Annotated in this window: 26 protein-coding genes; 21 read left to right on the forward strand and 5 right to left on the reverse strand. The window is 47.9% G+C overall.

All coding sequences use genetic code 11. The features are described 5' to 3' along the window. The first annotated feature begins 2 nt into the window (after window positions 1-2). The 19 genes from CZ379_RS12630 to CZ379_RS12715 all read left to right on the forward strand — a co-directional run bounded on the left by CZ379_RS12630 (window position 3) and on the right by CZ379_RS12715 (window position 14,846). Window positions 3-1,466 (forward strand): phage tail sheath family protein, encoded by a 1,464-nt coding sequence (locus CZ379_RS12630; protein ID WP_110931944.1) that lies wholly within the window; start codon window positions 3-5, stop codon window positions 1,464-1,466. A gap of 21 nt (window positions 1,467-1,487) precedes the next feature. Then, the gene (locus tag CZ379_RS12635) at window positions 1,488-1,904 is read left to right on the forward strand and encodes a phage tail tube protein (protein ID WP_110931945.1); all 417 of its coding nucleotides are present in this window, start codon (window positions 1,488-1,490) and stop codon (window positions 1,902-1,904) included. Between the two features lie 31 nt (window positions 1,905-1,935). Next, window positions 1,936-2,397, forward strand: coding sequence for a phage tail assembly chaperone (locus CZ379_RS12640; protein WP_110931946.1), 462 nt, complete (start codon window positions 1,936-1,938; stop codon window positions 2,395-2,397). Window positions 2,398-2,411: 14 nt separating this feature from the next. Next, window positions 2,412-2,582 carry a cupin domain-containing protein gene (locus CZ379_RS26195; RefSeq protein WP_199925854.1) on the forward strand — a complete coding sequence of 57 codons (171 nt, stop codon included), beginning with the start codon at window positions 2,412-2,414 and terminating at the stop codon, window positions 2,580-2,582. Between the two features lie 34 nt (window positions 2,583-2,616). Continuing rightward, a complete protein-coding gene (locus CZ379_RS12645) occupies window positions 2,617-4,173 on the forward strand; it encodes a hypothetical protein (RefSeq protein WP_110931947.1) in 1,557 nt (518 codons plus the stop codon). Window positions 4,174-4,185: 12 nt separating this feature from the next. Further along, complete coding sequence (locus CZ379_RS12650) at window positions 4,186-4,821, forward strand: LysM peptidoglycan-binding domain-containing protein (RefSeq protein ID WP_110931948.1); 636 nt, start codon at window positions 4,186-4,188, stop codon at window positions 4,819-4,821. Then, a complete protein-coding gene (locus CZ379_RS12655; RefSeq protein WP_110931949.1) occupies window positions 4,818-5,834 on the forward strand; it encodes an XkdQ/YqbQ family protein in 1,017 nt (338 codons plus the stop codon). Before CZ379_RS12650 ends, CZ379_RS12655 begins: the two co-directional genes overlap by 4 nt. Then, window positions 5,827-6,240: a hypothetical protein gene (locus CZ379_RS12660; protein WP_110931950.1), complete on the forward strand. Its 414-nt coding sequence runs from the start codon at window positions 5,827-5,829 to the stop codon at window positions 6,238-6,240. Before CZ379_RS12655 ends, CZ379_RS12660 begins: the two co-directional genes overlap by 8 nt. Then, window positions 6,233-6,721 carry a DUF2634 domain-containing protein gene (locus CZ379_RS12665; RefSeq protein ID WP_407668665.1) on the forward strand — a complete coding sequence of 163 codons (489 nt, stop codon included), beginning with the start codon at window positions 6,233-6,235 and terminating at the stop codon, window positions 6,719-6,721. The genes CZ379_RS12660 and CZ379_RS12665 overlap by 8 nt, the downstream gene beginning before the upstream one ends. After that, window positions 6,721-7,839, forward strand: coding sequence for a baseplate J/gp47 family protein (locus CZ379_RS12670; RefSeq protein WP_110931951.1), 1,119 nt, complete (start codon window positions 6,721-6,723; stop codon window positions 7,837-7,839). Before CZ379_RS12665 ends, CZ379_RS12670 begins: the two co-directional genes overlap by 1 nt. 115 nt (window positions 7,840-7,954) lie before the next feature. Beyond that, entirely contained in the window at window positions 7,955-8,533 is a 579-nt protein-coding gene (locus CZ379_RS12675) for a YmfQ family protein (RefSeq protein ID WP_110931952.1), read from the forward strand. Next, the gene (locus CZ379_RS12680; RefSeq protein WP_110931953.1) at window positions 8,523-9,563 is read left to right on the forward strand and encodes a hypothetical protein; all 1,041 of its coding nucleotides are present in this window, start codon (window positions 8,523-8,525) and stop codon (window positions 9,561-9,563) included. Before CZ379_RS12675 ends, CZ379_RS12680 begins: the two co-directional genes overlap by 11 nt. 441 nt (window positions 9,564-10,004) lie before the next feature. Then, window positions 10,005-10,283, forward strand: a complete 279-nt coding sequence (locus CZ379_RS12685) for a hypothetical protein (RefSeq protein ID WP_110931954.1) — start codon at window positions 10,005-10,007, stop codon at window positions 10,281-10,283. A gap of 30 nt (window positions 10,284-10,313) precedes the next feature. Beyond that, on the forward strand, window positions 10,314-10,598 hold the full coding sequence (locus CZ379_RS12690; protein WP_110931955.1) for a phage holin family protein: 285 nt from the start codon (window positions 10,314-10,316) through the stop codon (window positions 10,596-10,598). Next, window positions 10,579-11,295, forward strand: a complete 717-nt coding sequence (locus CZ379_RS12695) for an N-acetylmuramoyl-L-alanine amidase (protein WP_110931956.1) — start codon at window positions 10,579-10,581, stop codon at window positions 11,293-11,295. Before CZ379_RS12690 ends, CZ379_RS12695 begins: the two co-directional genes overlap by 20 nt. Window positions 11,296-12,164: 869 nt before the next feature. After that, a complete protein-coding gene (locus CZ379_RS12700; protein WP_407668666.1) occupies window positions 12,165-12,431 on the forward strand; it encodes a hypothetical protein in 267 nt (88 codons plus the stop codon). Beyond that, window positions 12,421-12,705, forward strand: coding sequence for a hypothetical protein (locus tag CZ379_RS12705; RefSeq protein WP_110931957.1), 285 nt, complete (start codon window positions 12,421-12,423; stop codon window positions 12,703-12,705). The genes CZ379_RS12700 and CZ379_RS12705 overlap by 11 nt, the downstream gene beginning before the upstream one ends. A 373-nt stretch (window positions 12,706-13,078) precedes the next feature. Continuing rightward, window positions 13,079-14,437 carry an XRE family transcriptional regulator gene (locus CZ379_RS12710; RefSeq protein WP_234404900.1) on the forward strand — a complete coding sequence of 453 codons (1,359 nt, stop codon included), beginning with the start codon at window positions 13,079-13,081 and terminating at the stop codon, window positions 14,435-14,437. Between the two features lie 217 nt (window positions 14,438-14,654). Beyond that, window positions 14,655-14,846, forward strand: coding sequence for an aspartyl-phosphate phosphatase Spo0E family protein (locus CZ379_RS12715; protein ID WP_110931959.1), 192 nt, complete (start codon window positions 14,655-14,657; stop codon window positions 14,844-14,846). Between the two features lie 37 nt (window positions 14,847-14,883). Here CZ379_RS12715 and CZ379_RS12720 read toward each other — a convergent pair whose 3' ends face one another. From CZ379_RS12720 to chvE, 5 genes are all read right to left on the reverse strand, one after another. Next, a complete protein-coding gene (locus CZ379_RS12720) occupies window positions 14,884-16,461 on the reverse strand; it encodes an oleate hydratase (protein WP_110931960.1) in 1,578 nt (525 codons plus the stop codon). Window positions 16,462-16,571: 110 nt separating this feature from the next. After that, complete coding sequence (locus CZ379_RS12725; protein WP_234405047.1) at window positions 16,572-17,180, reverse strand: TetR/AcrR family transcriptional regulator; 609 nt, start codon at window positions 17,178-17,180, stop codon at window positions 16,572-16,574. Between the two features lie 115 nt (window positions 17,181-17,295). Beyond that, entirely contained in the window at window positions 17,296-18,459 is a 1,164-nt protein-coding gene (gene mmsB / locus CZ379_RS12730) for a multiple monosaccharide ABC transporter permease (RefSeq protein WP_110931961.1), read from the reverse strand. Window positions 18,460-18,463: 4 nt separating this feature from the next. Then, on the reverse strand, window positions 18,464-19,993 hold the full coding sequence (gene mmsA / locus CZ379_RS12735) for a multiple monosaccharide ABC transporter ATP-binding protein (protein ID WP_199925818.1): 1,530 nt from the start codon (window positions 19,991-19,993) through the stop codon (window positions 18,464-18,466). A gap of 256 nt (window positions 19,994-20,249) precedes the next feature. Next, window positions 20,250-21,341 carry a multiple monosaccharide ABC transporter substrate-binding protein gene (gene chvE / locus CZ379_RS12740; protein WP_110931962.1) on the reverse strand — a complete coding sequence of 364 codons (1,092 nt, stop codon included), beginning with the start codon at window positions 21,339-21,341 and terminating at the stop codon, window positions 20,250-20,252. Window positions 21,342-21,561: 220 nt separating this feature from the next. Here chvE and CZ379_RS12745 point away from each other — a divergent pair, with 220 nt between their 5' ends. Further along, entirely contained in the window at window positions 21,562-22,566 is a 1,005-nt protein-coding gene (locus CZ379_RS12745; protein WP_110931963.1) for a hypothetical protein, read from the forward strand. Between the two features lie 270 nt (window positions 22,567-22,836). Beyond that, a complete protein-coding gene (locus tag CZ379_RS12750; RefSeq protein WP_110931964.1) occupies window positions 22,837-23,097 on the forward strand; it encodes an acyl carrier protein in 261 nt (86 codons plus the stop codon). Window positions 23,098-23,196 lie beyond the last annotated feature (99 nt).

Here is a 23,196-nt window from a genome sequence, read left to right on the forward strand (position 1 = left end):
TTATGGCAGCAGGAAATTGGAATTTGACGAGTCAGCCGGTATTGCCGGGGCTGTTCATGAACTTTGTAAGTGCGGCGGGAGCGGCGATCGTGCCGGGTGCCCGCGGAGTAGTAGTTGCACCCGTGAAGGCGCACTGGGGGCCAATCGGGCAGTTTGTAGAGGTGACGAGCGAGAATGCCATTAAGGAGCTGTTTTCGAATGATGAGTTCAGCGGGGCTACTGCTTATACGACGCTGTTCTTGTCCTTGCTGGGCGGAGCGAAGAAGCTGCTGGCTTACCGGATGGCGGACAGTTCGGCGGCAGCGGCCGAGATTGTGCTGAAGAACAGCGAAGCGAGCCCGGCGGACGCATTGAAGGTGAGTGCCAAATATGCGGGCGAACGCGGCAATGCTTTTAAGGTGACGATTCAGCCAAGCCTTGCTGTGCCGGACGTGAAGGAGCTCAAGCTGTATGAAGGCAATACGCTGCTTCGTACGATTACACTTGGGAATGGCGATGTGGATGCCGCTGTCGCTGCGATCAATAAGGATTCGGGAAACAAGTGGATCGTGGCAGAGAAGCTTGCCGAAGGCGTGCTTGCCGACGTGTCAGGTGTGGCTTTAGAAGGAGGAGCCAGCGGTATTTCCGGGATTACGAACGCGGATTATATCGCGGCTACGGAAGCTTTTGAGACGCAGGATTTCCATGTGCTGACGCTCGATGGGGTGACGGATGCCGCGCTTCGGACGAGCCTTGTTGCCTGGGTCAAGCGGGTTCGCAGCGAGGGCAAAGGCATTATGGCTACGCTCGGCGGGTCGATGGCGGAGGACACAGGTGCGGATGCGGTGAATAAGGCGATTGCTCGAAGCGCAGCTGCCGATTTTGAAGGAATCATCAACGTGGGTACAGGGGCTGTATTGAATGGCAAATCGTATTCCTCTGCACAGGTCGCTTCCTGGGTTGCCGGGCTGATTGCTGGACAAGCGTTGAAAGAATCTACAACGTATGCCGCGTCACCTTTTGATGACGTGACTCGCCGCTGGACGCGCTCGGAGCAGGAGCAGGCGGTGCAAAACGGCGTATTCCTGCTTGTACACGATGGTCGCCGGGTCAAGGTGCTTCGCGGGGTGAACAGCTTGATTACTTTGCAGCAGGGCCAGAACAAGGGCTGGAAGAAAATCCGTAAAGTTCGCGTCATCGATCAAATTAATGCGGATCTGCAGCGTCAGGCAGAGGATCATTATATCGGCAAAGTTAACAACACAGCGGAAGGGCGTCAGGCTTTAATTAGCGCAGGGAAGCAGTACCTGCAGACTTTGGCGGCAGAGAGCGTTATCGAAGCTACCGGTTACGATGTGACGCTGGATGCGAGGTTTTATGGGGACAGCGCGATTATGCAGCCAGAGAATGATCAAGTCTTCCTAACCTGGAGAGCGGATGACACCGATGTGATGGAGCAAATTTTCGGCACGTTCTACGTGCAATAATTTAGAGGGGGAATAAATACGATGGCACAATATTTGGATCCTAGCCGCGTCATTTTGGGGACGTTCGGACAGATTTTTATCAATGGAGTATGGCAGTCGAACTTGAATCATTTAGAGGCCAATGTCGAGGCCGATAAAAGAGAGCTCAACCTGGTGGGCACGGAATATACCGTATTTAAGCTGGGGCGCAAAAAAGGCACCGGTACAATGAGCGGCTACAAGGTCACCTCCGATATGATCGAGAGAGGCTTTCAGAAGTTCAACATCATTCAGAAGCTGGATGATCCGGAGGCGTACGGTTTTGAGTCGATCGAGCTTTTGAACTGCATGGTCGACAGAATCCAGTTGGCCAACTGGACGGCCGGCGAAGAAGTGGTGGAGGAGACGCCGTTTACTTTTGAAGGCTTTACCCTGCTTGACCCGATTCACGCACCATAATTGAATTTTGAATGGAAGGGAGAACACTAGCATGAGTAATGTAAAAGAGTGGAATGAACAGGATATCCTTGACGGTCTCTTCGAGACGGCAGCCAATCTGCCGGAAGAGACCGTTTTTATTTCGCGGCTGAGCCTGCGAATTACGCTGCGCGGTTTGACTTCCAGCAAGGTCGATTCGATCCGCGAGCGCTGCACGATCCGTAAAACGACGAAAGGCCAAGTCACGGAAAAGATCGACAGCGAGCTGTTTAATGCGACATTGATTAAAGAAGCGACCTCTTCATTGGAGGTCGTGCGAAAGCAGGACGACGGCCAGGAGCACACCGTGAAGCTGAGCGGCTGGGGAGATGAGCGCATTACGAGCCGTCTCAAGCTGTCCGGCGGAGACGAAGCGGTGCGCCGCATGCTGCTCGCCGGGGAACTTGACGCCGTAGGCGACAAGGTGCTGGAGCTGTCTGGCTTTGGGGTGGATATTGCTGACCTAAAAAACTAACGAACTCCGGCGGCATGACGACTTTGCTATTCCATATGTGGAGCAGGCATAGTCTTCGCCCCGGGGTGTTCTGGTCTCTCCCGAAGGGAGAGCGCATGCTGCTGCGGGCTTTTACGGAGATGGAGCTGGAGATGGTGCCATCTTCAGCCTCGCCGCCCGACTCCGGACGGAAGCATTCTGGATGAAGACGGATGGATTATGGCAGAAAGGAGGTAAGACGTGGCGAATCATGAACTGCGTTCATTGGATTTAGCAATAGATTCCCGGGATATTGATGCCGCGGAAAAGAAGCTGCGGAGCCTGGATCGAATACTGGAACAAACCCAGCGGCGCGCCATCGCTCTCGGCAAGACGAGAATGAGGCCGAGCATTACGCTGGAGGAGCGTTTCACGGAAACGGCTATTCGGCTGAGCGCAACGATGAAGCGGCTTAACCAGGCCGCAGCTCGCCCGGTGGCCGAGCTGATTGACCTGGCTACGCCGAAGATCGCCGAGATCAGAGGGGCGTTGCAGGAGCTGAGCCGTACCCGGTGGCGGGTCGAGGTGGAAGGAACGGCCTGGGGGGCGGTAATTGGCGACTCATTTGATGAATGGGTGGGTGCGGAAGGGCAGAGTACACTGCAGCGCATTTCGGCGACGTTAGGGGAGGCGCTTGGAAGTGGATTAAGGGGATTTATATTAGATGCGCTTGGGCTTGGTGAATCCAAAGAGGTAAGGTATGAGCGCGTCGTAGACTACTTGGAAAATAATCCGGTTGTAGAAGAATCGCTTTATGCGGAAGCTGGCCGGAAGGCTGGTGATGAGTTTTTTCAAGCGTTTCTAGGCGCCTTTGATTTAGAGCAAATTTCAGGGAAGTTATGTAATTTGAAGTGTGATAGTGGGAATACGGGAATGGGTTTTTATGGCGTAGGTGACCCAGGATTAGATCTATTCGACCCGGAGCTTTTAAATGAGTTTCGTTCAGAAGCTCTTAAAGAGTACGTTTTTGATAAAGGTGACGAATTCATTAAGAAAAACGTTGGTGAACTTCACAGTACTTTTGAAGAGAATAAAAAGTGGGATTTATCAAATAAATCATGGGTAAAGAAGGTAAAGAATGGTCCTATCGGCTGGCTAGCTAAGAATGCTTGGAAGAAAGCGCCTATTATTGGAACAATTATTGGTGCTATTGATGTTATTAGAGCCGAACCGGGCAGAGCAAGAGCCGAAGCCTTCGGTTCTCTTGTAGGCAGTACGGTATTAGGAGGGGTTGGCGGATATGTTGGCACTCTTATTGGTGGTCCAGGAATAGGCTTTCTTGGTTCAGTTGCTGGAGGAATGACTGGTGATCATTATGGCGGGAATATTGGCGGAGCCATCTTCGATTGGTTCTATAAAAAAGAATCACACCCATTTGATTCAAATTATCCTATGAGAACCCCTAAAGGTCATGCCTATTCGAGTAGTCGCGGTAAATTTGGTCAGACTACCGATATAGAACAACGAAAGCACGAGATCATTTTCGGTACTGGTAATAAGCTTTCTGGAACCCCGTTAACAGATGAGGAAATTTTGAGTAAGATCGAATATTTCAACTCATTAAAGCCGCTCCCTGTTTCTATTTCCCCCTGTCCCGAAGTAGCTGCACCTCAGCCAACCACTGAGATTACAATAAATATGCCTCCAGGCATGATTCAAATACATCAGCATCAGGAAATTGATATTGAATCCTTGACTATTCAGGTAAGTACAGCAGTAGCGGAACAATTAGGCAGAAGTATGAGAAATATGATATAGGGGGCAGCAAAAGTGGAAATCAGGTTAAGAGATGAAGCCGCAGGCACCGATTTCGTGTTCCCCGTCAACCCGGAAGAGGTGAGGATTACTCGGGGCAAAGGCTACGAGACCGTTAATATTCTATCTTACGGGGAATTTGATATCGCGACGGAAGAGAGGGTGAGAGAAATCACCTTCTCTTCTTTTTTCCCCACATGGTGGGGAGATACTGAGGCAGAGCCCGCTCCAAAGGAAGCCATGCATCGGCTGACGGAAATCATGAACAGCAAGCGGCCAGTTCGGTTGATGATCGAGAATCTGGTGAATTTGCTCGTCTTTATCACGGTGCATGACACTACGTTTAAGGGCGGTGAGCCCGACGATATTTATTTCGATCTGACGGCCCGGGCGTGGAGACAGCCTAAGATTCATACGAAAGCGGGAAGTGCTGCAGGCGGTGGGAATGCTGGCGGGAGCACAAGTCGTCCTGATTTGAAAAAAACACCGAAAACCTACACCGTCAAATCTGGCGACAGCCTCTCCAAAATCGCCAAGCTGGAGCTTGGCGACAGCTCCAAATGGTCGGCTATTTATAATCTGAACAAGAAAACGATCGGTCCTAACTCCAATTTAATCAAGCCGGGGCAAAAGCTGGTGATGCCGTCATGAGTTACGAGGTGGTTTTGGAGGATAAGCATTATTTACGGGAGCTGATTGAGAGTGTTTCCTTAACGGATTCGCTCGATCAAATCTCGTATGAGGCTCGCATAAAGCTGCGTGTGCCTCCATCCGGACTGGCCATCGCGCCGGGGCAGACGATTCGCGTAAGCGGGGTGCCCCATGGAGGGAAGGAAATGGTTTATCTTTTGAACCCCGGCGTGGTGTGGGAGTGTATTAGCAGCAATCGTGGCAGCAAGAGCCTCAGCCTCGTCGTGTACGATCGGACGATTTATCTTGCGAAATCCGAGGATGAGTATTTGTTCTCTTCGGGAGGAACGGCCAGTCAGCGGCTCAAGAAGTATGCGCAGGATTGGCAAATCAAGCTCGCTTCTATCCCGGACACAGGGAAGGCGTTGAGCAAGGCGACCTACCGCTCCCAAGTGATTTATAACATGATCGTGACAGACTTAAGGGAGACGGTGAAGCTTGGCGGGGAAGCATACATGCCGCGGATGACGCCCACAGGCCTCGAGTTGTTCAAAATCGGCAGCAACAAAACCGTATGGAAGCTTGAAGCCCTGGAAGGCATCGATCAGTACCGGACGCTGGAGGGGACGGTAACCAAAGTCAAAGTGATTGGCAGCACGGATAGCAGCAAGCCGTCAAGTTCGAGAACTAGCAACGATAAAAACAAAGCCGATCCTCCTTCGCAATTCCTGGCGGTTGAGACGGGGGAAGTAAGTAAATTCGGAACTTTGCAGCGGATCGTACAGGATGAGGATGTAAAGACTCCGGCGGATGCCAAAAAATTGGCGAAAAGCATGCTGACCGGTCTCCAGGAAACCTTCACCGTGAATGGACTCGATATTAACACCCTTCGAGCCGGGGATAAGGTAGAGCTAAATGGTATGGAGCTAATCGTCATGTCGATTTCCCATGAGCTGGGGGAGCCAGGGCGCATGTCGCTGGAATTGGGGACGTATGATCACGTGAAAAGGAGGTATTATCTCAACTATGGCTGATCCTTATAAATCGTTGGCAGCTGCGTTCCGGGAGCAGATGACGGGGTATGCCAAAGATATGCTGTCCGGCATGTCCACAGAGCTCGGGACGATAACGGCTTCGGGGCTAAAGCTCGACAACTTCAAGCATGAAATCAAAAGTTACCTTGTCGCCGACTTCCCGGTAGCCTTGGAGGTGCCGGCTTTTCATATGGTTGGAACGATGATGTCGCCCGTCGATCAGGAGGGGTATCCACTTGGAGTACCGGGCCCGCGTACTCGCTTTGAGTTTGAGGCTGCCGAGATCAAAGAGGTTCGTGCTAATTTGGCGGACGGCCTTCAGCCGGGAGATCGCGTCGTAGCGGTGAATATGAATGGCGGCCATGAAGTGGTTGTCATGTGCAGGGTGGTGAGCCAAGGTGGCTAATTTATTTCCGGAGGAAAAAGAATGGGGCTCTGGTGCAGGCGCGGCTGGGCTGGATGAGCTGGACGACGTGCTGGAGAGGCAGAACGCGGGAGAAGGGAGAGCGTTTGGGCGCAGCTGGATGTTTGATTTTGAAGCAGGAGAGTTCCTCATGACCCCTACGCGAAAAATAGTGCTTGCCGACGAGACTGCAGCATGGATTATGTGGTGCGAGAAGGCGGTGCGAACCGCAAGATATCATCATGTCATTTATTCCCGTAATTACGGTCAGGAATATGACGGCTTGATCGGCAGGGGGATGAGCCGCGGGGCGCTTGAATCGGAGATTCAACGCATGACGACGGAGGCGTTGTTGGCAGATCCGCGTACGGAGCGGGTGGATCAGTTTTCTTTTAGCTGGTCGGGGGATGCCTGCTTGTTCTCCTGCCGCGTGATGAATGCAAGGGAAGAGACGGCGGTTTTAGAAGGGAGCGTGAGTGTGTAATGGCAGGATTGCCAGTATATTTGCAAGAACAGACGGAAGAACAGATTATGCAGCGGATGCTGAACCGGGTGCCTGACGATATTGATAAATCGGAGGGCTCTTTTATTTGGGATGCGCAGGCTCCGGTGGCATTTATGCTGTCGGAGGCGGGGCTTTGGGCGAGGCAGGTGCTGGAATGGGGCTTTGCCAGTTCGTCTTACGGGCCATACCTGGATATGCGGGCGGGAGAGCATGGCGTTGTGCGGCGTGCGGCGACGGCGGCAACCGGACAGGTTCAGTTTACCGGGACGCCCAGAACGATGGTGCCTGCGGGAACGCTTGTAGCTACTCCGGCAGACGAAATTACAGGAGAAGCTTCCATTGAATATGCGACGACGGCTGCTGTAACACTGGATGACAAAGGTGTGGCATTAGCGGACATTCGTGCCGTAGAGCCGGGCCGCAATGGGACGGTGCCTGCGGGTGTGATTACGGTGATGTCTGCTTCGGTGTACGGGATATCGGCAGTAACAAACCTCGAGGAGACCCGGGGCGGTACGGATGTGGAGTCGGATGAATCATTGCTGGAGAGGTTTTTGAATCAGGTACGGAGCCAGGGGACGAGCGGCAATAAGGCTCAGTATATGAAGTGGGCCGGAGAGGTGCCGGGTGTTGGCGGCGTGCAGGTTCGTCCGTTATGGAACGGAGCGGGAACGGTCGGCATTTATTTGCTCGATACGGACAAACGCGCGGCTAATGATGATATCGTCGCTGCTGCCCAGCAGTATATCGACCCGACCCAGGATGGGCAAGGAGAAGGCACGGCCCCGGCCGGTCCAATCGTGACGGTGATGGCGGCCGAGGAAGTGCCAATCAACATCAGCGTTAAGCTGACACTGGCGGACGGCGCTACTATAACCGAGGTGAGATCGTTGATCGACAAGGGAGTACGGGCTTATTTGAAGCAGCTTGCCTTTGTTGATCCCCTCGTTCGAGTAACCCGGATTGCTTCGGTTTTGCTCGATATTCCCCCGATCATCGATTACACGATGCTAACCGTGAATGGCAGCACGGATACGAACATCCAAATTCAGCCTGGTCAGGTCGCTGTGCTGGGGACGGTGGATGTGTATGAGTAATGTAGTGATGGAACGTTCTTGGGATGACACAAGCAGGAGGCGACGATTGTTGTTGAGGATGGTGAGAGCCCATGAATTTTAATGCGATGATGAGTGCTGAAATGGGTGGTTGTCTATGAGTACTCAGATGATGACGAGTCCGAAAGGGCGTGAGCTTTTTTCGTACCTGCCGGGGTATTATGAAACTTCCCGAGTGATGCAAGGGGACATGAACGCAAAGGGCATGGAACTGGATTTGCTGTATGAGACGCTGGATGAAACGTTGGAGCAGTTTTTCGTAAAGACGGCCACTTGGGGACTGGATCGCTGGGAGCAGGAGCTGGGGATTGAAACAGACTTGGCCAAGCCGCTAGAGCAGCGGCGAGCTGTGGTGGAATCGAAGCTGCGGGGTGCCGGGCAATTCACGGGCCGATTGGTCAAAAATGTAGCCGAAGCCTACGATGGCGGCGCGGTCGATGTATCTTTTCATTCGGATGAATGGAGTTTTACGGTGAAGTTTATTGATACAATCGGCGTTCCACCGAATCTGGACGATTTGAAAGCTGTCATCGAGGAGCTTAAGCCAGCTCATCTGGCGGTAGAATTTGAGTTTAGCTATTTGTTAATTCGAGACATTCATGCCGTTATGACGCTAGGCGAATTGGAGCAGGTGCCGTTATCAAAATTTGCAGGAGGTGGTTCAGTTGGCAAGTAACACAGAACATTTGAATTTGCTGAAGAAGGATCCGGTAGCGGATGGGAATGAGTATTTTGATATTGAGACGATGCTTAATGACAATTGGGATAAGATTGACGAGGCGATGGGGGATATATCTTCTATTCCTACGAAGGCTAAGGATGCGGCAGGCGCGATCACGGAGCTTTTTCAATCTGGCGTTGACGGAAAAAACCGCTTGGAAGCCGCAGTCATCGCCAAGGAAGGCACGGTTTCCAAGCAAGGAACGGTTGCAACCTTTGCTGAACTGGACACGGGTATACGCAGCATACCTGTGGGTGTTGATACAAGCGATGGAACTGCTGTAGCCGGGGACATTATAAGTGGAAAAACCGCTTATGTGAAAGGTGTAAAAGTGACTGGTAATATCCCCGATAGAGGTGCAGGGGGAATTGTTACTCCTAGCACTGTGGATCAGACAAAAGCAGCCGGGCGATATACAAGCGCGATAACAATTAAAGGCGAACCTAATCTAGTGGCGGGTAATCTGCCGAAGGATAAGAGTTTTTTCGGGATAGTCGGCGCATTGGAGCGTATGACCACAGCGGAGAAACAGGCTATTGCTGCTGCGATAACAGGGAAGGGTGTGCCAGCTAGTGTCAATGATTCGAATACACTACTAGCCAATAAAATAAGCCAGATTAGTCTTTTTAATCGTCTTTCAGGTGAAATCTCCGTTACGGGTAAGGGATTGGATGCCATTCACATGATAAACAACATAGGTTTTAGGCCGATGTTAATTATTTTCACTTTTAGATTTTATCGCCCTACGACAGCAGGTAATGGTTTGGAAATCAATTTTGCACAAATTCCTATTATCAGACAAGTACCCGGAAATAACGGAGGTGGCAGTATTAATGCTAAGATAACAGCGTTTGGCGGGGGTACTGACACTGTGAGGGGGGCGATTCTGGCACAATTTCAGGAAAACTCTATAAGTTTCCATGTAGATTTTACGAGCGATATTCCAACGCCGCAGACATTCAGATACGAAATAATAGGGGGGTAGATTGCGACACTATAGGTAATTCCACCCTCCAAAAAGAAGTTGGTAATACTTTGTAGCGCAAAACGATTTATAATGTGTAGAAGAAATGAAACGAATTTATTAATCCAAAGATCGAGTGAAGCGATAGAATTTGCAAATACAAACGAAGCAATAATACAGTAAATTATTAAGTTTACAGGTAAGGGAGATTCAGTGAATTATAGTGCAGGTAATATAAAAGATGCTAAAGATGTCCTCGTAGTTAATTAAAGGCAGTTTATTTACAAGGATAGCAATAGTGACATCACGGTTTTAAATTGTGAATACTTGGCCAATGGATACGGAAAAATTACTAAACAGGAACAGCAGAACAGGGGACAAGAGCAGCGCCGAATAGGCGTTTTTATTTTGCCCTCGGAGCCGATCCGGGGGCTATTTTTATAGTAGAAAGTAGGGGATGGAATGGACATTGCAGCTATCGTGGGGCTTTTGGCAGTGATCAGCGGAGCTATACTAGGTTGGACTGGCCGTTCTCGTCAAGTTAGGAAGGAAGAACGGTCTGAAGGTGGAAGCGAAGGTGCGATGCGTCAAGACGTCGAGTACATCAAGCGCGGCGTCGATGATATTAGGGTGGACATGCGGATTCAAAGCCAGCGAGTGGACGGAATATCTGAGCGAGTGACACGAGTAGAGGAATCTACCAAGCAAGCGCACAAGCGGATCGACCGCTTGGAGGAATAAACTATATTAGACCGAGAAAGGAAGATTACGATGGACTGGGACGTTATCTTTGAACTTATTCATCCGATATTGTTCGGGGTCGTGGCGGCGTGTTGGGTGATTGGCTATATTCTTAAAAAGACGCCAAAAGTGCCTGATTGGAGCATCATCTACATGGTTACCGCGGTTGCTATATTATTAACGGTTTGGCTGCTCGGCTGGGGGCCGGAATCGCTCATTCAGGGCATTCTTACCGGAGCTTTTGCGGTATATGGCAATCAGTTCGTGAAGCAAGCGGTGAAAGGGGCGAATGATAATGACAACGATATGGATTGACGCAGGGCATGGAGGTAAAGATCCAGGGGCAGTTGCCAATGGATTGAAGGAAAAGGACATCACTCACCGTATATCTCTTGCCATGAAGCGGCTTATAGAATCTCAGTACTCGGAAGTGAAGGTGCTGCTCTCACGCAGTGCAGATGGAGATATGACATTAAAAGAACGTACCAACAAAGCCAATCAAGCGGGGGCTAATATCCTCATTTCCGTTCACTGCAACGCCGGGGGCGGCGCTGGAGGATTCGAGTCTTACCGTTATACTTCGGCATCTGCGGCTTCGAAATCTCTACAAGATGTGCTGCATAACGCAATTATGACGGAGCTCAAGTCCTATAACGTTACTGACAGGGGCAAGAAGACCAAAAATCTGCATATGCTAAGAGAAAGTAAAATGCCCGCGGTTCTGACAGAAAATTTATTTATGGATGTAGCTAACGATGCAAATAAGCTAAAGCAGCAAGAGGTTATTGAAGCCATCGCCAAAGGGCATGTGAACGGTACTGCCCAATTTTTGAGCTTGAAGCCTAAGGGAGGCAAACAGCCAGACACGGTCGATCCAGAAAAAACAAAGAACTGGAAAGAAAACGGCCGTGAATGGCTCATTGCAAATGCCGGGATTAGTCCAGAATGGAAGGCAACCGACTCGGTTGATGTCGGAACGCTCGGTACGATTCTTAGCAGGCTACACAAGTAAATCCTATGGGGCCAGGAAGTTTACTCTGCGTAATTGCAGCTTGGCTGCTTACTTTGCCTATTTAGTTTACACGAACTGTATTCGTTACATTTAAAAACCACCGTTTATCGGTAAAAACACAAGCTTGCTGTATTTCATACAGATAGAAATGAGCTATGAGGGCTGAATGGGCAAAGTACCGTAATCTAGATGTAGGAAATACATGCAGTCCTCAAAAATATTCTTTGTGCCCTGATACAAAATGTAGAGAATACATCTAGCGGCTATCTTCCCCCAAACGAAGAGGGTGTCATCCTCCCGTAGGAAGCGGACATCCTCTCGCAAACGAACTACCTAATTGCGGGCAAACCGCAATGATCAGTCCCAACGATCAAGCCCCAATCTATAGAAGCAAGGGGAATGGCAACCTAATTTGCCCCTGACGAGGCGCCCCTGCCTGTTTTTCATGATCAGTAGACGCTAAACAGAATATACACCACATATATGCATGCGAACAGTAGGCAGAATGCTATGATCCACAGAATTCCTTTTCCCTTGCCTCTATATTTTTCACCTAGCTTCCACATGATGATCCTCCTCCTTAATCCACTTTGTTTAAACTTTTAACAGCGCATGTATTAGACTTTACTAGATCCCCTTGCTATTCACCTTCTATTACACTGCCACCCACAACTTTCATTAACGGCCAACTCGCCATCATCATTGCCGCAACCATACCGAACCATAACCCGCCACTACTAATACTTAACATTCCCGCGAGTAAACTAAACGAACCTAATTCGAAGAAAAGAGGGGGTTTAGGTGCCTTTTTCCACTTGCTAAGAGAACGTAGGTTCGTATATAATACAAACAAATGTTCCTATCGGGAGATGATTCTGGTGAAAAAATACATGAACCAAGTGGTCGAGATCATTTACATGGATCGCAGTGGGAAAATCACGCAACGTTCGATTCATATTCATGCCATACGCAATGGGCTGCTGCGGGCAACATGCCTGCAGACAGAAGCTCCGAGAGCCTTTAGAATTGAGCAAATCCTCGCCACTCGCCCTGTAAAACAAACTTCAAGGCAACCTGTAAATCAACCGATGAAACAGTCCTTACCTTTAAAAGGAGGAAAATACCATGCTTCCTGATCTGGAACGCAAGCTGCTGCGAATTATTTATAACTACGGGTCACAGCGGCGTAGAATGCCAACGATGAAGGAACTTGAACGTACAACGGGCAGATACGAACGAGATATTGCAGCAGCTTTGCAACAGCTGGAGGTTGAAGAATATCTTCTGTGGCCTGATAAATCCACGTTGTTCAGCCTTAAGCTGCTTCATGCTCCGCAGCCTGAAGGGAGAACCGTAGGCAAGGTACGGCAGGGGCAGCGCAGCGATATTGAGTATTGGACGAATTATTGAAGGCGTTACATAGATATTTATGATGATGCAAAAAAATTTTTTTAAGAATGCCCTCAACATCTGGTCGATTACTTTGTACACAATTTTCAATTTCTAGAACAAGGATTGCTTGGCAGCATGCTGAGCAATCCTTGTTTCGTTATAGTACGCCTTCACTATATTAGGTAAATTAAACTTTGATAATCTATATTGACCTATGGAAAAATAAGGATTATAGTTAAATTACATATATAGGAATCTTCCTATTATATGGTCTTGAAGTTTTTTATTGGTGATCCTTAAGTTTTAAATATGGGCATAGGGGGTGATTGCTGCTTTGAATCCTACAACGACGATATGCGATAAACTGGAAGATTACATGGAGAGGGAGGCGATGACGCTTCATCTTTTTGCAGAGAAATCTGGAGTTAACGCAGGTACGTTAAGCGGCATTTTAAATGGCAATCGACCAATCGCAATTGGGCAGTTAGACCGCATTACGCATGCGATGGGTTTCCCTGAAGGAAGTCTGTATGAACTGTTTGTAGATGAGTGCTTTATCTCGGCTGCTCCTCATTGGCGACGCTTGCGTCCGTTCTTGCTTCGTTGTGCCGAACTGAAGAAGCTTGATTGTATACGGGAGGTCTTATCCCGGTTGCTTGAAGATCTGAAGCAGGTTACGGGGATTTTTGAAACAGCTGAATTAATGTTTGAGCAGGAATGGTATGAAGCGGCTGTTGTAATGTATGAAAGTGTAATTGAAAGTGAAAGATCGAACCATTCTGAGAGATTGGCGATCAGTTATTATAGACTATTTAAAATTGATAGCAGAGATGGATATAATAGTCTAGAATCTGCTATAAAGTTTATCCCATATCGACATAGATTGCCAGTGTCCTACACACTTGATGGGCTTATTATGTTAACGGAATTGTACTTTGTTTATAAGAAATGGGAAGAAGTCGAGAATTATGCAAATGAGATGATCGATCTAACTAGGGCTTTATATAAGAATCAACAATGGCAAGACTCTGACTTCACACCTGCACGGCCATTGGTTTATTACTACGGTAGAGGCTATTTGTACAAATCAGGTTCTTATGAATGTCGCAGAATGTTTGAAGAATCCAGAAGATGGATTGCAGAATATGCGGATCTCAGCTGGTTTGAAGGACTGGATGAAGCAGGATTGCTGGAAGTTGAACGATATAAGATGTTTGCTGAAGCAAATCTACTCTCTGTAGATATTAAGGATGGGAAACGATCTAGAATAGCTGAATATGTACAATTTTTGGGAGATAATCCAAGTGAAATTTTAGAGGGATTAATCACTTTACTTGAATCAGCAAATCGTTATAAATTTTTTGTAGATGAGCACCTGGATAAATTTGCGGATGAAATTCAATACTATAGCCGTATTAATCGAGAAAACCGGGGGAAACTAGGCGAGCTCGAAGTTCAGTACAAAGAGCCATTTCACACCTTTCGTTGCTCACTGTTTTTTCAAAAGTATGCTATTTATTGTTTTAGAAAAAGGCTATTGAAAGAAGGGGTTAGAAATACCCTACGCAGCTTCAAATATTCTATTAAAATAAATAGTAAGCCCAACATAGTTAACAGCATGGTATTGTTTGAATTTTATCGCAACTACACGACAAAGGAACAACGTAATGCTTATGTTAAATATTGTAGAGAGGTGTGGGACTATGAAGAAGAATTTAATGTGGATGACTACACTAATTCTTTACGTTAGTATACCAGGCCAACTTCTTGTTACCTTAATGACACATGGTGCAGGTAACTAGGAAAAGCTAACTTGCTTTTCAAAGTAACATTCACCCGACCAGCTTCCAAAGCTGGTCTTTATTTTATTTGTTTTTACCTAAAATTACAAAAAATGATTTTGCAAAACCAATATAGAGGTCATATTATGCAACTTATCCTAAAATATCCATAAGGTGGTGTTTTAGGTGAATAGAACAAAATCCAAATATATTAAACATAGAATAGAAGAAGAACGGCAGCGGCTCGGGCTGTTGGCTAAGCAGTATGGTTTGCAGGATATGCGCGTGCTGAAGCAGTCTATGGAGCTTGATCGGCTGATTAATCAATATAACGAAGTGAAATATGAGTATATGCGCAGGAAAGAGCCGATTGCTTAGAGCAATCGACTCTCTATCCATTAAATATAGAGATTTTTCAACGAAAAGAGGTTGCCAAGCTTTGGAGCAAGGTTCGCACGTCGTATTGATATTGGTTGATTGGTGCAATCGGCTTATCGATTCCCAGTAGTTGATAGACGGCAATTCTGGCAGATCTGACGGAATACTCCTCTGTAAAGACGACATCATCGGGAATCTCGCAGAATTGGCCGATAAAGGCCAGATTCGTTGAGCCTTCGGGGATGACCTGAGGCCGATCACCGAGTGTTCTTGGCATGAACTGCGCCGTAATATACGGCATCATGCAAGGAATGCAGTTTGCGGAGCGAATAATTTCATCCTTGTCGTTCTCGAATTTCAAATGCTGCAATAGCTCTGTCAAAATTTCCTCTCCGGTACAATCGCACATTCTCTTCTTCACATAGTCGCCTACTTGATCTGGGTACAAGCCGTAGCCCCAGAACACTTTCACATCATCAGGCTGATTGCGGAAATGGGGCTGATGCGCGAGTACAATGGACATGAACCAATTGGAATCCTTGAAGGTGACCAGAGCGCCGGTACCGGCCTTGTTGCGCGTGAAGCTCTCCATCAATTCAAAGAAGCGGGAGCCCTCGCAGGTGACGGTGAAGGATTCCCATTTGGATTCGTCGATATGGTCATCGAAGGACGAAGGGTTGCCGAGCCTACCCGGCTTCTTCGCGGCGATTCGATCCCACAGCTGCCAAGAGCTTCCCTTGCCGTTTAGCCGAGGAGGCGTTGTCATCGATCCCAAGCTGGAGCTATCTGTCATCGAACCGTTCGTCATAATAACAAGATCTTCTTCGGCCAGATCCAATACTTTCTTCTTGCCATCCTTCACATAATGCATACGGGTCACGGTGATGCCATCGCCTTCTTTGAAATCCAAATCCGTTACCGTACATTTCATTTCAAAGTCCACCCCATGCTCCTGCAAATATTGGTGCAGCGGAACAATAAGCGAATCGTATTGGTTGTAGGGGGTGCGCGTGACGCCTTCCAGCGTATGAATTCGCGGGAACTCATGCATGAAGCGGATCATGTACCTTTTGAGCTCGACTGCGCTGTGCCAAGGCTGAAAGGCGAAGGTCGTCGCCCACATAAACCAGAAATTCGTCTGGAAAAAATGAGGCCCGAACCATTCGTTAATCCGCAATCGGCCCAATTGTGCTTCCGGCGCGATGATCAGCTTAGCCATGGCGATGCGATCACCCATGTCAAATCCCATGGAGGCCACATCCTCGATTTCGCCATTCTTATTCACAAGCCTAGCCCGTGAATGCGTAGGATGCGCCGTGTCAAAGGCCACGATCTCCTCCCTTACCGATTGGCTTGGGTCATCCACAGAGGGGATGGAGCTCAGCAAATCCCACAAATTTTCATACGTTTCATCGTTCAGCATCCGGCCGCCGCGAATCACATAGCCATGCTCCTGATCTCCCGCACCGTCGTTGCTCCCTCCAAGTACTTTTAAATCCTCGATGATATGAATCTGCTGTCCAGGAAGACCGCAATCCCTAATTAGAAAAGCCGCGCCCGCCAATGAAGCAATGCCTCCTCCAATAAAATACACCTGGTTGCTGTATGCGCCCATATTGATCATCCTCGCCTTCGTAGATTTTGATGAAACCTCAGGACATGAGAGACATCTTAAATGTACGAAATTTCCTTTTTATAGAAAACCGACAGAAGGCGAGAGTTGTATCATTTTTGGACAGTTTCATGCCATTGTCTAGATTTTGGACACTTCTCATAGCGATGTAAGGCTCGTTCAAAATTACCCTCCATCAGCTCGCTTAATCGCTCGACAATCAGCGACGGCGACTCCTTCATGTCATTCTGCATCCACTGAATCACGAGTCCCGTAAAAGCAAGCGTATAGAAATTAGCGAGGAAGCCTTTGTCTTCACAGGCAACGCGCATGCCGCTGCCTACTTCATGGACGACCCCGAGCATAAGATCATAGGTGGCAGCATAGAGGTACGAATCCAGATGACTCCGTGCGAGGGAGTGGAGCGTGTTCAAACAAAAGGCCCTATTGTTCTCGATATAGGTGAAAATCGTATAAAGCCCATGCGTCCAATTATGATAGCTGCGAAATGGGGAAAGGCTATCGATGGCTTCCGTCTGATAAATCCAACCTAGCAAATCGTAAATATCTTGAAAATGGTAGTAGAACGTTTGCCGATTCACCCCGCAATGATTTACGATTTGCTTGACGGTGATTTTGCTTAAGGGAAGCTCCTGCATGGCTTGCTTCAAAGAATGGGCCAAGGCCTTCTTGGTGATAGAGGAAGTGGACAAAAGGATCACCTGCTTTATCATTTTGTTAACCATATATATCCAATCGTAGCACAAAAAACAAGCTTCACTCTTTAACAAAGAGTGAAGCTTGCCGGAATTTGCATGCGTGTCTCTAAGGCCGAAATTAATTCGTCTTGGATTTGTTGTAAATATCGAAGGCCACGGCGAGAAGGAGGACAAGTCCTTTAATGCCTTGTTGCCAGTCGACCCCAAGGCCGATGAGGGACATGCCGTTGTTCATGACACCCATGACCAGGCCGCCGATGATGGCGCCGATGACGGTGCCGATGCCGCCGGAAGCGGAAGCGCCGCCGATGAAGCAGGCTGCGATCGCATCCAGCTCAAAGTTCGTTCCCGCTTTAGGCGTTGCGGCGTTCAGGCGTGCCGCGAAGATAAGGCCGGATAGCGCCGCCATGGCCCCCATGTTGACAAAGACCCAGAAGGTCACTTTTTTCGTCTTGACTCCGGATAATTTCGCGGCTTTCTCGTTGCCGCCCAATGCGTAAATATGCCGCCCAGCAATCATCCGATTCATCACGAAGGAATAGATGACGATGAGCACAAAGAGGATAACGAGAATGTTCGGGAACCCGTTATACGTGGCCAATACGTAAGTGAATACGTTAATGACGGCGACGAGCGAGACGACTTTAGCAATGAACATCCAGATGGGGGCAATTTCAAAGTTGTATTTGATCTGCGTCTTGCGATCCTTCCATTCCTGCCAAATGACAAGCAGAGTAAGAATGACACCGAGCACGATCGTCAGGATGTGAATGTTTGCGCCCCCGAACCAGTCCGGAAGAAATCCGGAGCTGATCTTCTGGAAGGACTTCGGAAACGGCGAGATAGACTGGCCGCCCAGAATGATCATGGTCAGTCCCCGGAACAGCAGCATGCCGGCTAGGGTAACGATAAAGGCGGGAATCCTCACATAAGCGATCCAGAAGCCCTGCCATGCTCCGATCAGCGCACCGACTCCAAGCGAAATGATGACTGCAAGAAAGGGAGGGAGCTGCATGTCGACCATCATGATGGCTGCCAGCGCCCCGATAAAGGCCGCGATGGAGCCGACCGATAGGTCGATGTGTCCCGTAATAATGACGAGCACCATTCCGATCGCTAACACAAGAATATAACTATTTTGCAAAATCAAGTTCGTAACATTAAGCGGCTTCAGTAGAATGCCGTCGGTTAGGATTTGAAATAACACCGTAATGAAGACTAATGCGATAATCATGCCGTACTGGCGGATATTTTTTTTGAAAAGCTCGCTAATCATTTGCATCTCCTTACCCCCTGCCTCGAGTCATGGATTTCATCAGTACTTCCTGGGTGGCGTCCTCCCGGTTGACCTCGCCAGTAATGCGCCCTTCGCTCATGACATAGATGCGGTCGCACATGCCGAGAAGCTCCGGGAGCTCCGAGGAAATGAACAGGATGCCTTTCCCTTCGTCTGCCAGTTGATTGACGATCGAGTAAATTTCGTATTTGGCGCCGACATCAATGCCGCGGGTAGGTTCGTCCAGAATAAGAATTTCGGGCTGCGCATAGATCCATTTGCTTAGCACGACCTTTTGCTGATTGCCTCCGCTTAAATTAACTGTTTTTTGCAGAATGCTCGGCGTCTTGATCTTTAATTTCTCGCGGTAATCCTCCGCTACGAGCACTTCTTCGTTCTCATTGATCACGCCGCGGCGGGACAGCTTGCCCAGGTTGGCGAGTGAAATATTCCGCTTGATATCGTCGATTAACACGAGTCCGTAATCTTTGCGGTCTTCGGTCACATAGGCGATGCCATGCTGAATGGCGGTGCTGATATCGTTCAGCCGGATCTCCTTGCCGTGCAGCAGCAGCTTACCCTGGATGTTTTTTCCGTAGGATTTGCCGAAGATGCTCATCGCCAGTTCTGTCCTTCCGGCTCCCATGAGACCGGCCACGCCGACAATTTCGCCGCGTTGGATATGGATATTGATGTTGTCCAGCATTTTGCGGCCTTCCTGCTCGGGATGATCGACCTGCCAGTCCTGTACCTCGAAAATCTTCTCCCCAATGTTCGGAACTCGCTCCGGATAGCGATGCGTCAAATCCCGGCCGACCATGCCTTTGATGATCACATCCTCCGTCACCTGATCCTCGTGCATATCCAGCGTCTGAATCGTCTTCCCATCCCGCAAAATCGTGATCGAATCGGCGACCTTCTCGATTTCATTCAGCTTATGGGAAATAATGATCGAGGAGATCCCCTGCTTCTTCAGCTCCAGGATCAGATTAAGCAGATTCTCGCTGTCATCCTCGTTAAGCGCGGCCGTCGGCTCATCGAGGATGAGCAGCTTGACCTTCTTGGAGAGTGCCTTGGCGATTTCTACGAGCTGCTGCTTTCCTACCCCGATGCTAATGACATGGGTGTTAGGGGATTCCTTTAGCCCGACAGTTGCAAGCAGTTCTCTCGTTTTGACCGTTGTTTCGTTCCAGTTGATGATGCCGCGCTTCGTTTGCTCATTGCCGAGAAAAATATTTTCTGCAATCGATAGATAGGGGATCAAAGCCAGCTCCTGGTGAATAATGACGATGCCCAGGCTTTCGCTCTGCTTAATATCCTTGAATTCGCAAACCTCGCCTTTGAATAAAATATCTCCTTCATACGAGCCATGCGGATAGACACCGCTCAGCACCTTCATCAGCGTGGATTTGCCGGCGCCATTTTCCCCGCAAAGGGCATGTATTTCGCCTTCTTTGACCTTTAAATTCACATTCTCCAGTGCTTTGACGCCTGGAAATGTCTTCGTAATTCCTCTCATCTCCAAAATGAAGTCACTCACTGTCCTCACCAAGCCTTTCGTCTCCATTCGAGTACAAAGGATAGCGGAGGCCGGGTAGGCCACCGCTGTATTTATGGGCAAGCTGTTTACGGGAACCGCATCAAGCTTGAAGAGCTCATGCAGACTGCATGACAGCGGCAGCAGCTTCCCAGCCCATGGAACTCCCGCTGCATGACAGCGGCCGCAGTTTCCCGGCGCATGGAACTCCCGCTGCATGACAGCGGATGACCGCATGCACTCGCCCAAGTCACGCCATTTACAGTCCCAGATCCTCTTTCGTGTAGTAACCGGTCTCGACCAGCTGTTGTTCCACGTTGTCCTTGTCTACCGATTTTGGCTCCAGCAGATAGGAAGGCACGACTTTGACTCCGTTGTCGTAGGTTTCAGTATCGTTCACTTCCGCTTCCGTGCCTTCGAGAACGCTGAGAGCCATGCCGACGGCTTTTTTCGCCAACTCGCGCGTATCCTTGAACACCGTTTGCGTCTGTTCGCCTGCTAGAATCGACTTAATCGAAGCGAGCTCCGCATCCTGCCCGGTTACGATCGGCATAGGCTTATTGCCGGAACCGTAGCCGACGCCTTTCAAGGATGAGAGAATACCGATACTGATTCCGTCATAAGGAGATAGAACCGCATCCACGTTCTCAGTTGCATAGTGAGCGCTCAAGAGGTTATCCATACGCGCTTGCGCTGTTGCGCCGTCCCAGCGGAGGGTGGCGATTTGCTCCATTTTCATTTGGTTGCTGCGGACGACCAGCTTGCCTGAATCGATGTAAGGCTGCAGAATGGACATCGCGCCGTTGTAGAAGAAATATGCATTGTTGTCATCCGGCGAGCCGCCGAACAGCTCGATATTGAATGGGCCTTGGCCATCTTTCAGTCCAAGCTTCTCTTCAATGTAAGAGGCCTGCTGTACACCGACCTGGAAGTTGTCGAACGTTGCATAGTAGTCCACATATTCGCTGTTCATGATGAGGCGGTCATAAGCGATGACCTTGATGTCTTGATCGTGCGCTTTTTGCAGCACCTCGGTAATCGCGGAGCCGTCGATGGAAGCGATGACGAGAACGTCCACGCCTTTGGTAATCATGTTCTCGATTTGGGACACCTGGTTCTCTACAACGTCTTCGCCGTACTGCAGGTCGGTGCCGTACCCGTGACTCTGGAATTCCTTCACCATATTGTTGCCGTCATTGACCCAGCGTTCCGACGACTTCGTCGGCATCGCAATTCCGACTGTGCCTTTCTCGCCTTTCGTCGAGCCGCCGCTGCTGTTATCCTTGCTTGCGCAAGCGGATAAAGATAATGCCAAGACGAACGTTAGCAGCAGTAATGTCGCTTTTTTCATAATCGCTTACCCCCTGTGTATAAATTATTTTTACATTTGGATACGCTTTCACGAGACAGTATATCAAGGGGGAGCTATGTTCGTATTTACAATAAAGCTACTCTTTTTATAAAAATCAAACTTATTTGTGATGAAGCATTTTATGGTGAATCTTTATTGGGTTCTAATTATTTGATAATATGGATAAGTGTTAATATTTTATAAAAATGGAGGTTATTGAATGAGCAGCTTCGAACTTCCCGTCTGTATACCGCAAGTGTATGGCTTTCTGCATCATGCACACAAGCTATCTATTATCCTCAAAGATGATACCTATTTACCTTGGTTTTACAGCAGCTATCTGCAGCTTTATACAGCAGAGCATTCGGGTGAATTCAAACTGGATTTTTACTCGTTTGACGGTAAATATCCTCGTCATCCTGGCATTAATACTAACTGGTTCGAGCGAGAATTATTTGTAGGATTGGGCCAAACACTTTTACCGTTCATTATTGGCTGTATCAACAATGGCCGTTATGTAGAAATTTTGATGGATGAATATTATATATCTTGTAAGCCGGCTTATAAGGATTGGCATTTCCCTCATCAGAGCTTGATTTATGGCTATAATGAAGAGAGAGGGATACTCCAGGTTTTGGGTTTTTCCCGAACGGGCGATTATGGCAAAATTGAAATGTCTTTTAGTGAGGTAGAAGAAGCTTTCTACAAATCAAGTGTTGCAGGAATCGGTTTTTTTGAGTGTGACACACATTTAGACTACTCAAATACGAACCCTGAATTAAATCTGACGATTATTAAGACTTATATAGAAGATTTCTTGAATTCGACCAATTCCTTTTTGACCTATACACCAGAAGGTGCTGCATACGGTTTTGAAACGTATAGCGTCCTATGCGATCGATTTAAGGAAGAAGAATCTTTAAGGGACGACATTAGACCGATACATATTATTCTTGAACATAAAAAATGCATGGTAAATAGATTGCAATATTTGCATGAGAAGGGGCAGCTAGCAGAAGCAAACACTATATTGGAGGGATATGGCGGGCTGGTGAAAGAAATCAATCAGCTAAAGCTAATGCAGATCAAATACTATTTTACTCGGGATCGAAAGTTAATAGATCGGGTGACAGAAGGGCTTCTGGGCATCATCAAAAATGAAGAAAAGCTGTTAGAGACTTTGCTGAAAAAACTGGATCAATATGAATTTAAGAGATCACCCTAGCACAGCATAATTATATGAAGCTAATCCTTTCCAAGGATTAGCTTTTTTTGACAAATGCGAGGAATATATAAGGATAAAAGGCTAATATTAACAAAATATTATAGAAAGACATATGGAATTATGTTAGTATATAAACAGTCATTCGACAATTAATCCTTATTATTACATAAACAACCCTTTATTTACAAAGGGAAACTAAAGTCATGCTGAGGAAGTTGCAAACGATTGCGCTGCTGCTGGACGTACAATCAAATGATTGGAGGTTAATGAATGATGGATGATATTCTGTCGCAAATTCTTGATATTTTGAAAGAAGTAATACAGGAGGAGAGCTCTTCTTTAAATAGCAACACGGAGTTGAAGGATGTCATTAATTCGCTATCTGCAATAGCAGTAATTGTTAAGATTGAGAGCATATTTAATATAGAAATATCGGATGAAGAACTTGATTTTCACAATTTTCATACTCCTGCCGATCTTGCAGAATATGTAGCCAAAGAGAAGATGAAAGCAGTAGAGAGCTATGATTAGCGGGCACCCAGGGTTTATTTAAAGCTGCGAATTTAGGTATAGTAGCAATTTATTATTTATTATAAGAATAAATTCTATAAATCGCAGAAAGAAGAGGGA

The organism is Paenibacillus bouchesdurhonensis (assembly GCF_900155685.1).
In the GTDB taxonomy this organism is placed as follows: domain Bacteria; phylum Bacillota; class Bacilli; order Paenibacillales; family Paenibacillaceae; genus Fontibacillus; species Fontibacillus bouchesdurhonensis.

Bases quoted from the DNA above. Each gene is read 5' to 3' on its own strand.
- CZ379_RS12655 (WP_110931949.1), top strand. From the start codon at position 4,818: ATGAGTTACGAGGTGGTTTTGGAGGATAAGCATTATTTACGGGAGCTG.
- CZ379_RS12660 (WP_110931950.1), top strand. From the start codon at position 5,827: ATGGCTGATCCTTATAAATCGTTGGCAGCTGCGTTCCGGGAGCAGATG.
- CZ379_RS12635 (WP_110931945.1), top strand. From the start codon at position 1,488: ATGGCACAATATTTGGATCCTAGCCGCGTCATTTTGGGGACGTTCGGA.
- CZ379_RS12710 (WP_234404900.1), top strand. From the start codon at position 13,079: ATGACGCTTCATCTTTTTGCAGAGAAATCTGGAGTTAACGCAGGTACG.
- CZ379_RS12720 (WP_110931960.1), bottom strand. From the start codon at position 16,461: ATGGGCGCATACAGCAACCAGGTGTATTTTATTGGAGGAGGCATTGCT.
- CZ379_RS12630 (WP_110931944.1), top strand. From the start codon at position 3: ATGGCAGCAGGAAATTGGAATTTGACGAGTCAGCCGGTATTGCCGGGG.
- CZ379_RS12640 (WP_110931946.1), top strand. From the start codon at position 1,936: ATGAGTAATGTAAAAGAGTGGAATGAACAGGATATCCTTGACGGTCTC.
- CZ379_RS12750 (WP_110931964.1), top strand. From the start codon at position 22,837: ATGATGGATGATATTCTGTCGCAAATTCTTGATATTTTGAAAGAAGTA.
- chvE (WP_110931962.1), bottom strand. From the start codon at position 21,341: ATGAAAAAAGCGACATTACTGCTGCTAACGTTCGTCTTGGCATTATCT.
- CZ379_RS12700 (WP_407668666.1), top strand. From the start codon at position 12,165: ATGATTCTGGTGAAAAAATACATGAACCAAGTGGTCGAGATCATTTAC.
- CZ379_RS12670 (WP_110931951.1), top strand. From the start codon at position 6,721: ATGGCAGGATTGCCAGTATATTTGCAAGAACAGACGGAAGAACAGATT.
- CZ379_RS12695 (WP_110931956.1), top strand. From the start codon at position 10,579: ATGACAACGATATGGATTGACGCAGGGCATGGAGGTAAAGATCCAGGG.
- CZ379_RS12690 (WP_110931955.1), top strand. From the start codon at position 10,314: ATGGACTGGGACGTTATCTTTGAACTTATTCATCCGATATTGTTCGGG.
- mmsB (WP_110931961.1), bottom strand. From the start codon at position 18,459: ATGCAAATGATTAGCGAGCTTTTCAAAAAAAATATCCGCCAGTACGGC.
- CZ379_RS26195 (WP_199925854.1), top strand. From the start codon at position 2,412: ATGACGACTTTGCTATTCCATATGTGGAGCAGGCATAGTCTTCGCCCC.
- CZ379_RS12705 (WP_110931957.1), top strand. From the start codon at position 12,421: ATGCTTCCTGATCTGGAACGCAAGCTGCTGCGAATTATTTATAACTAC.
- CZ379_RS12685 (WP_110931954.1), top strand. From the start codon at position 10,005: ATGGACATTGCAGCTATCGTGGGGCTTTTGGCAGTGATCAGCGGAGCT.
- CZ379_RS12745 (WP_110931963.1), top strand. From the start codon at position 21,562: ATGAGCAGCTTCGAACTTCCCGTCTGTATACCGCAAGTGTATGGCTTT.
- CZ379_RS12675 (WP_110931952.1), top strand. From the start codon at position 7,955: ATGAGTACTCAGATGATGACGAGTCCGAAAGGGCGTGAGCTTTTTTCG.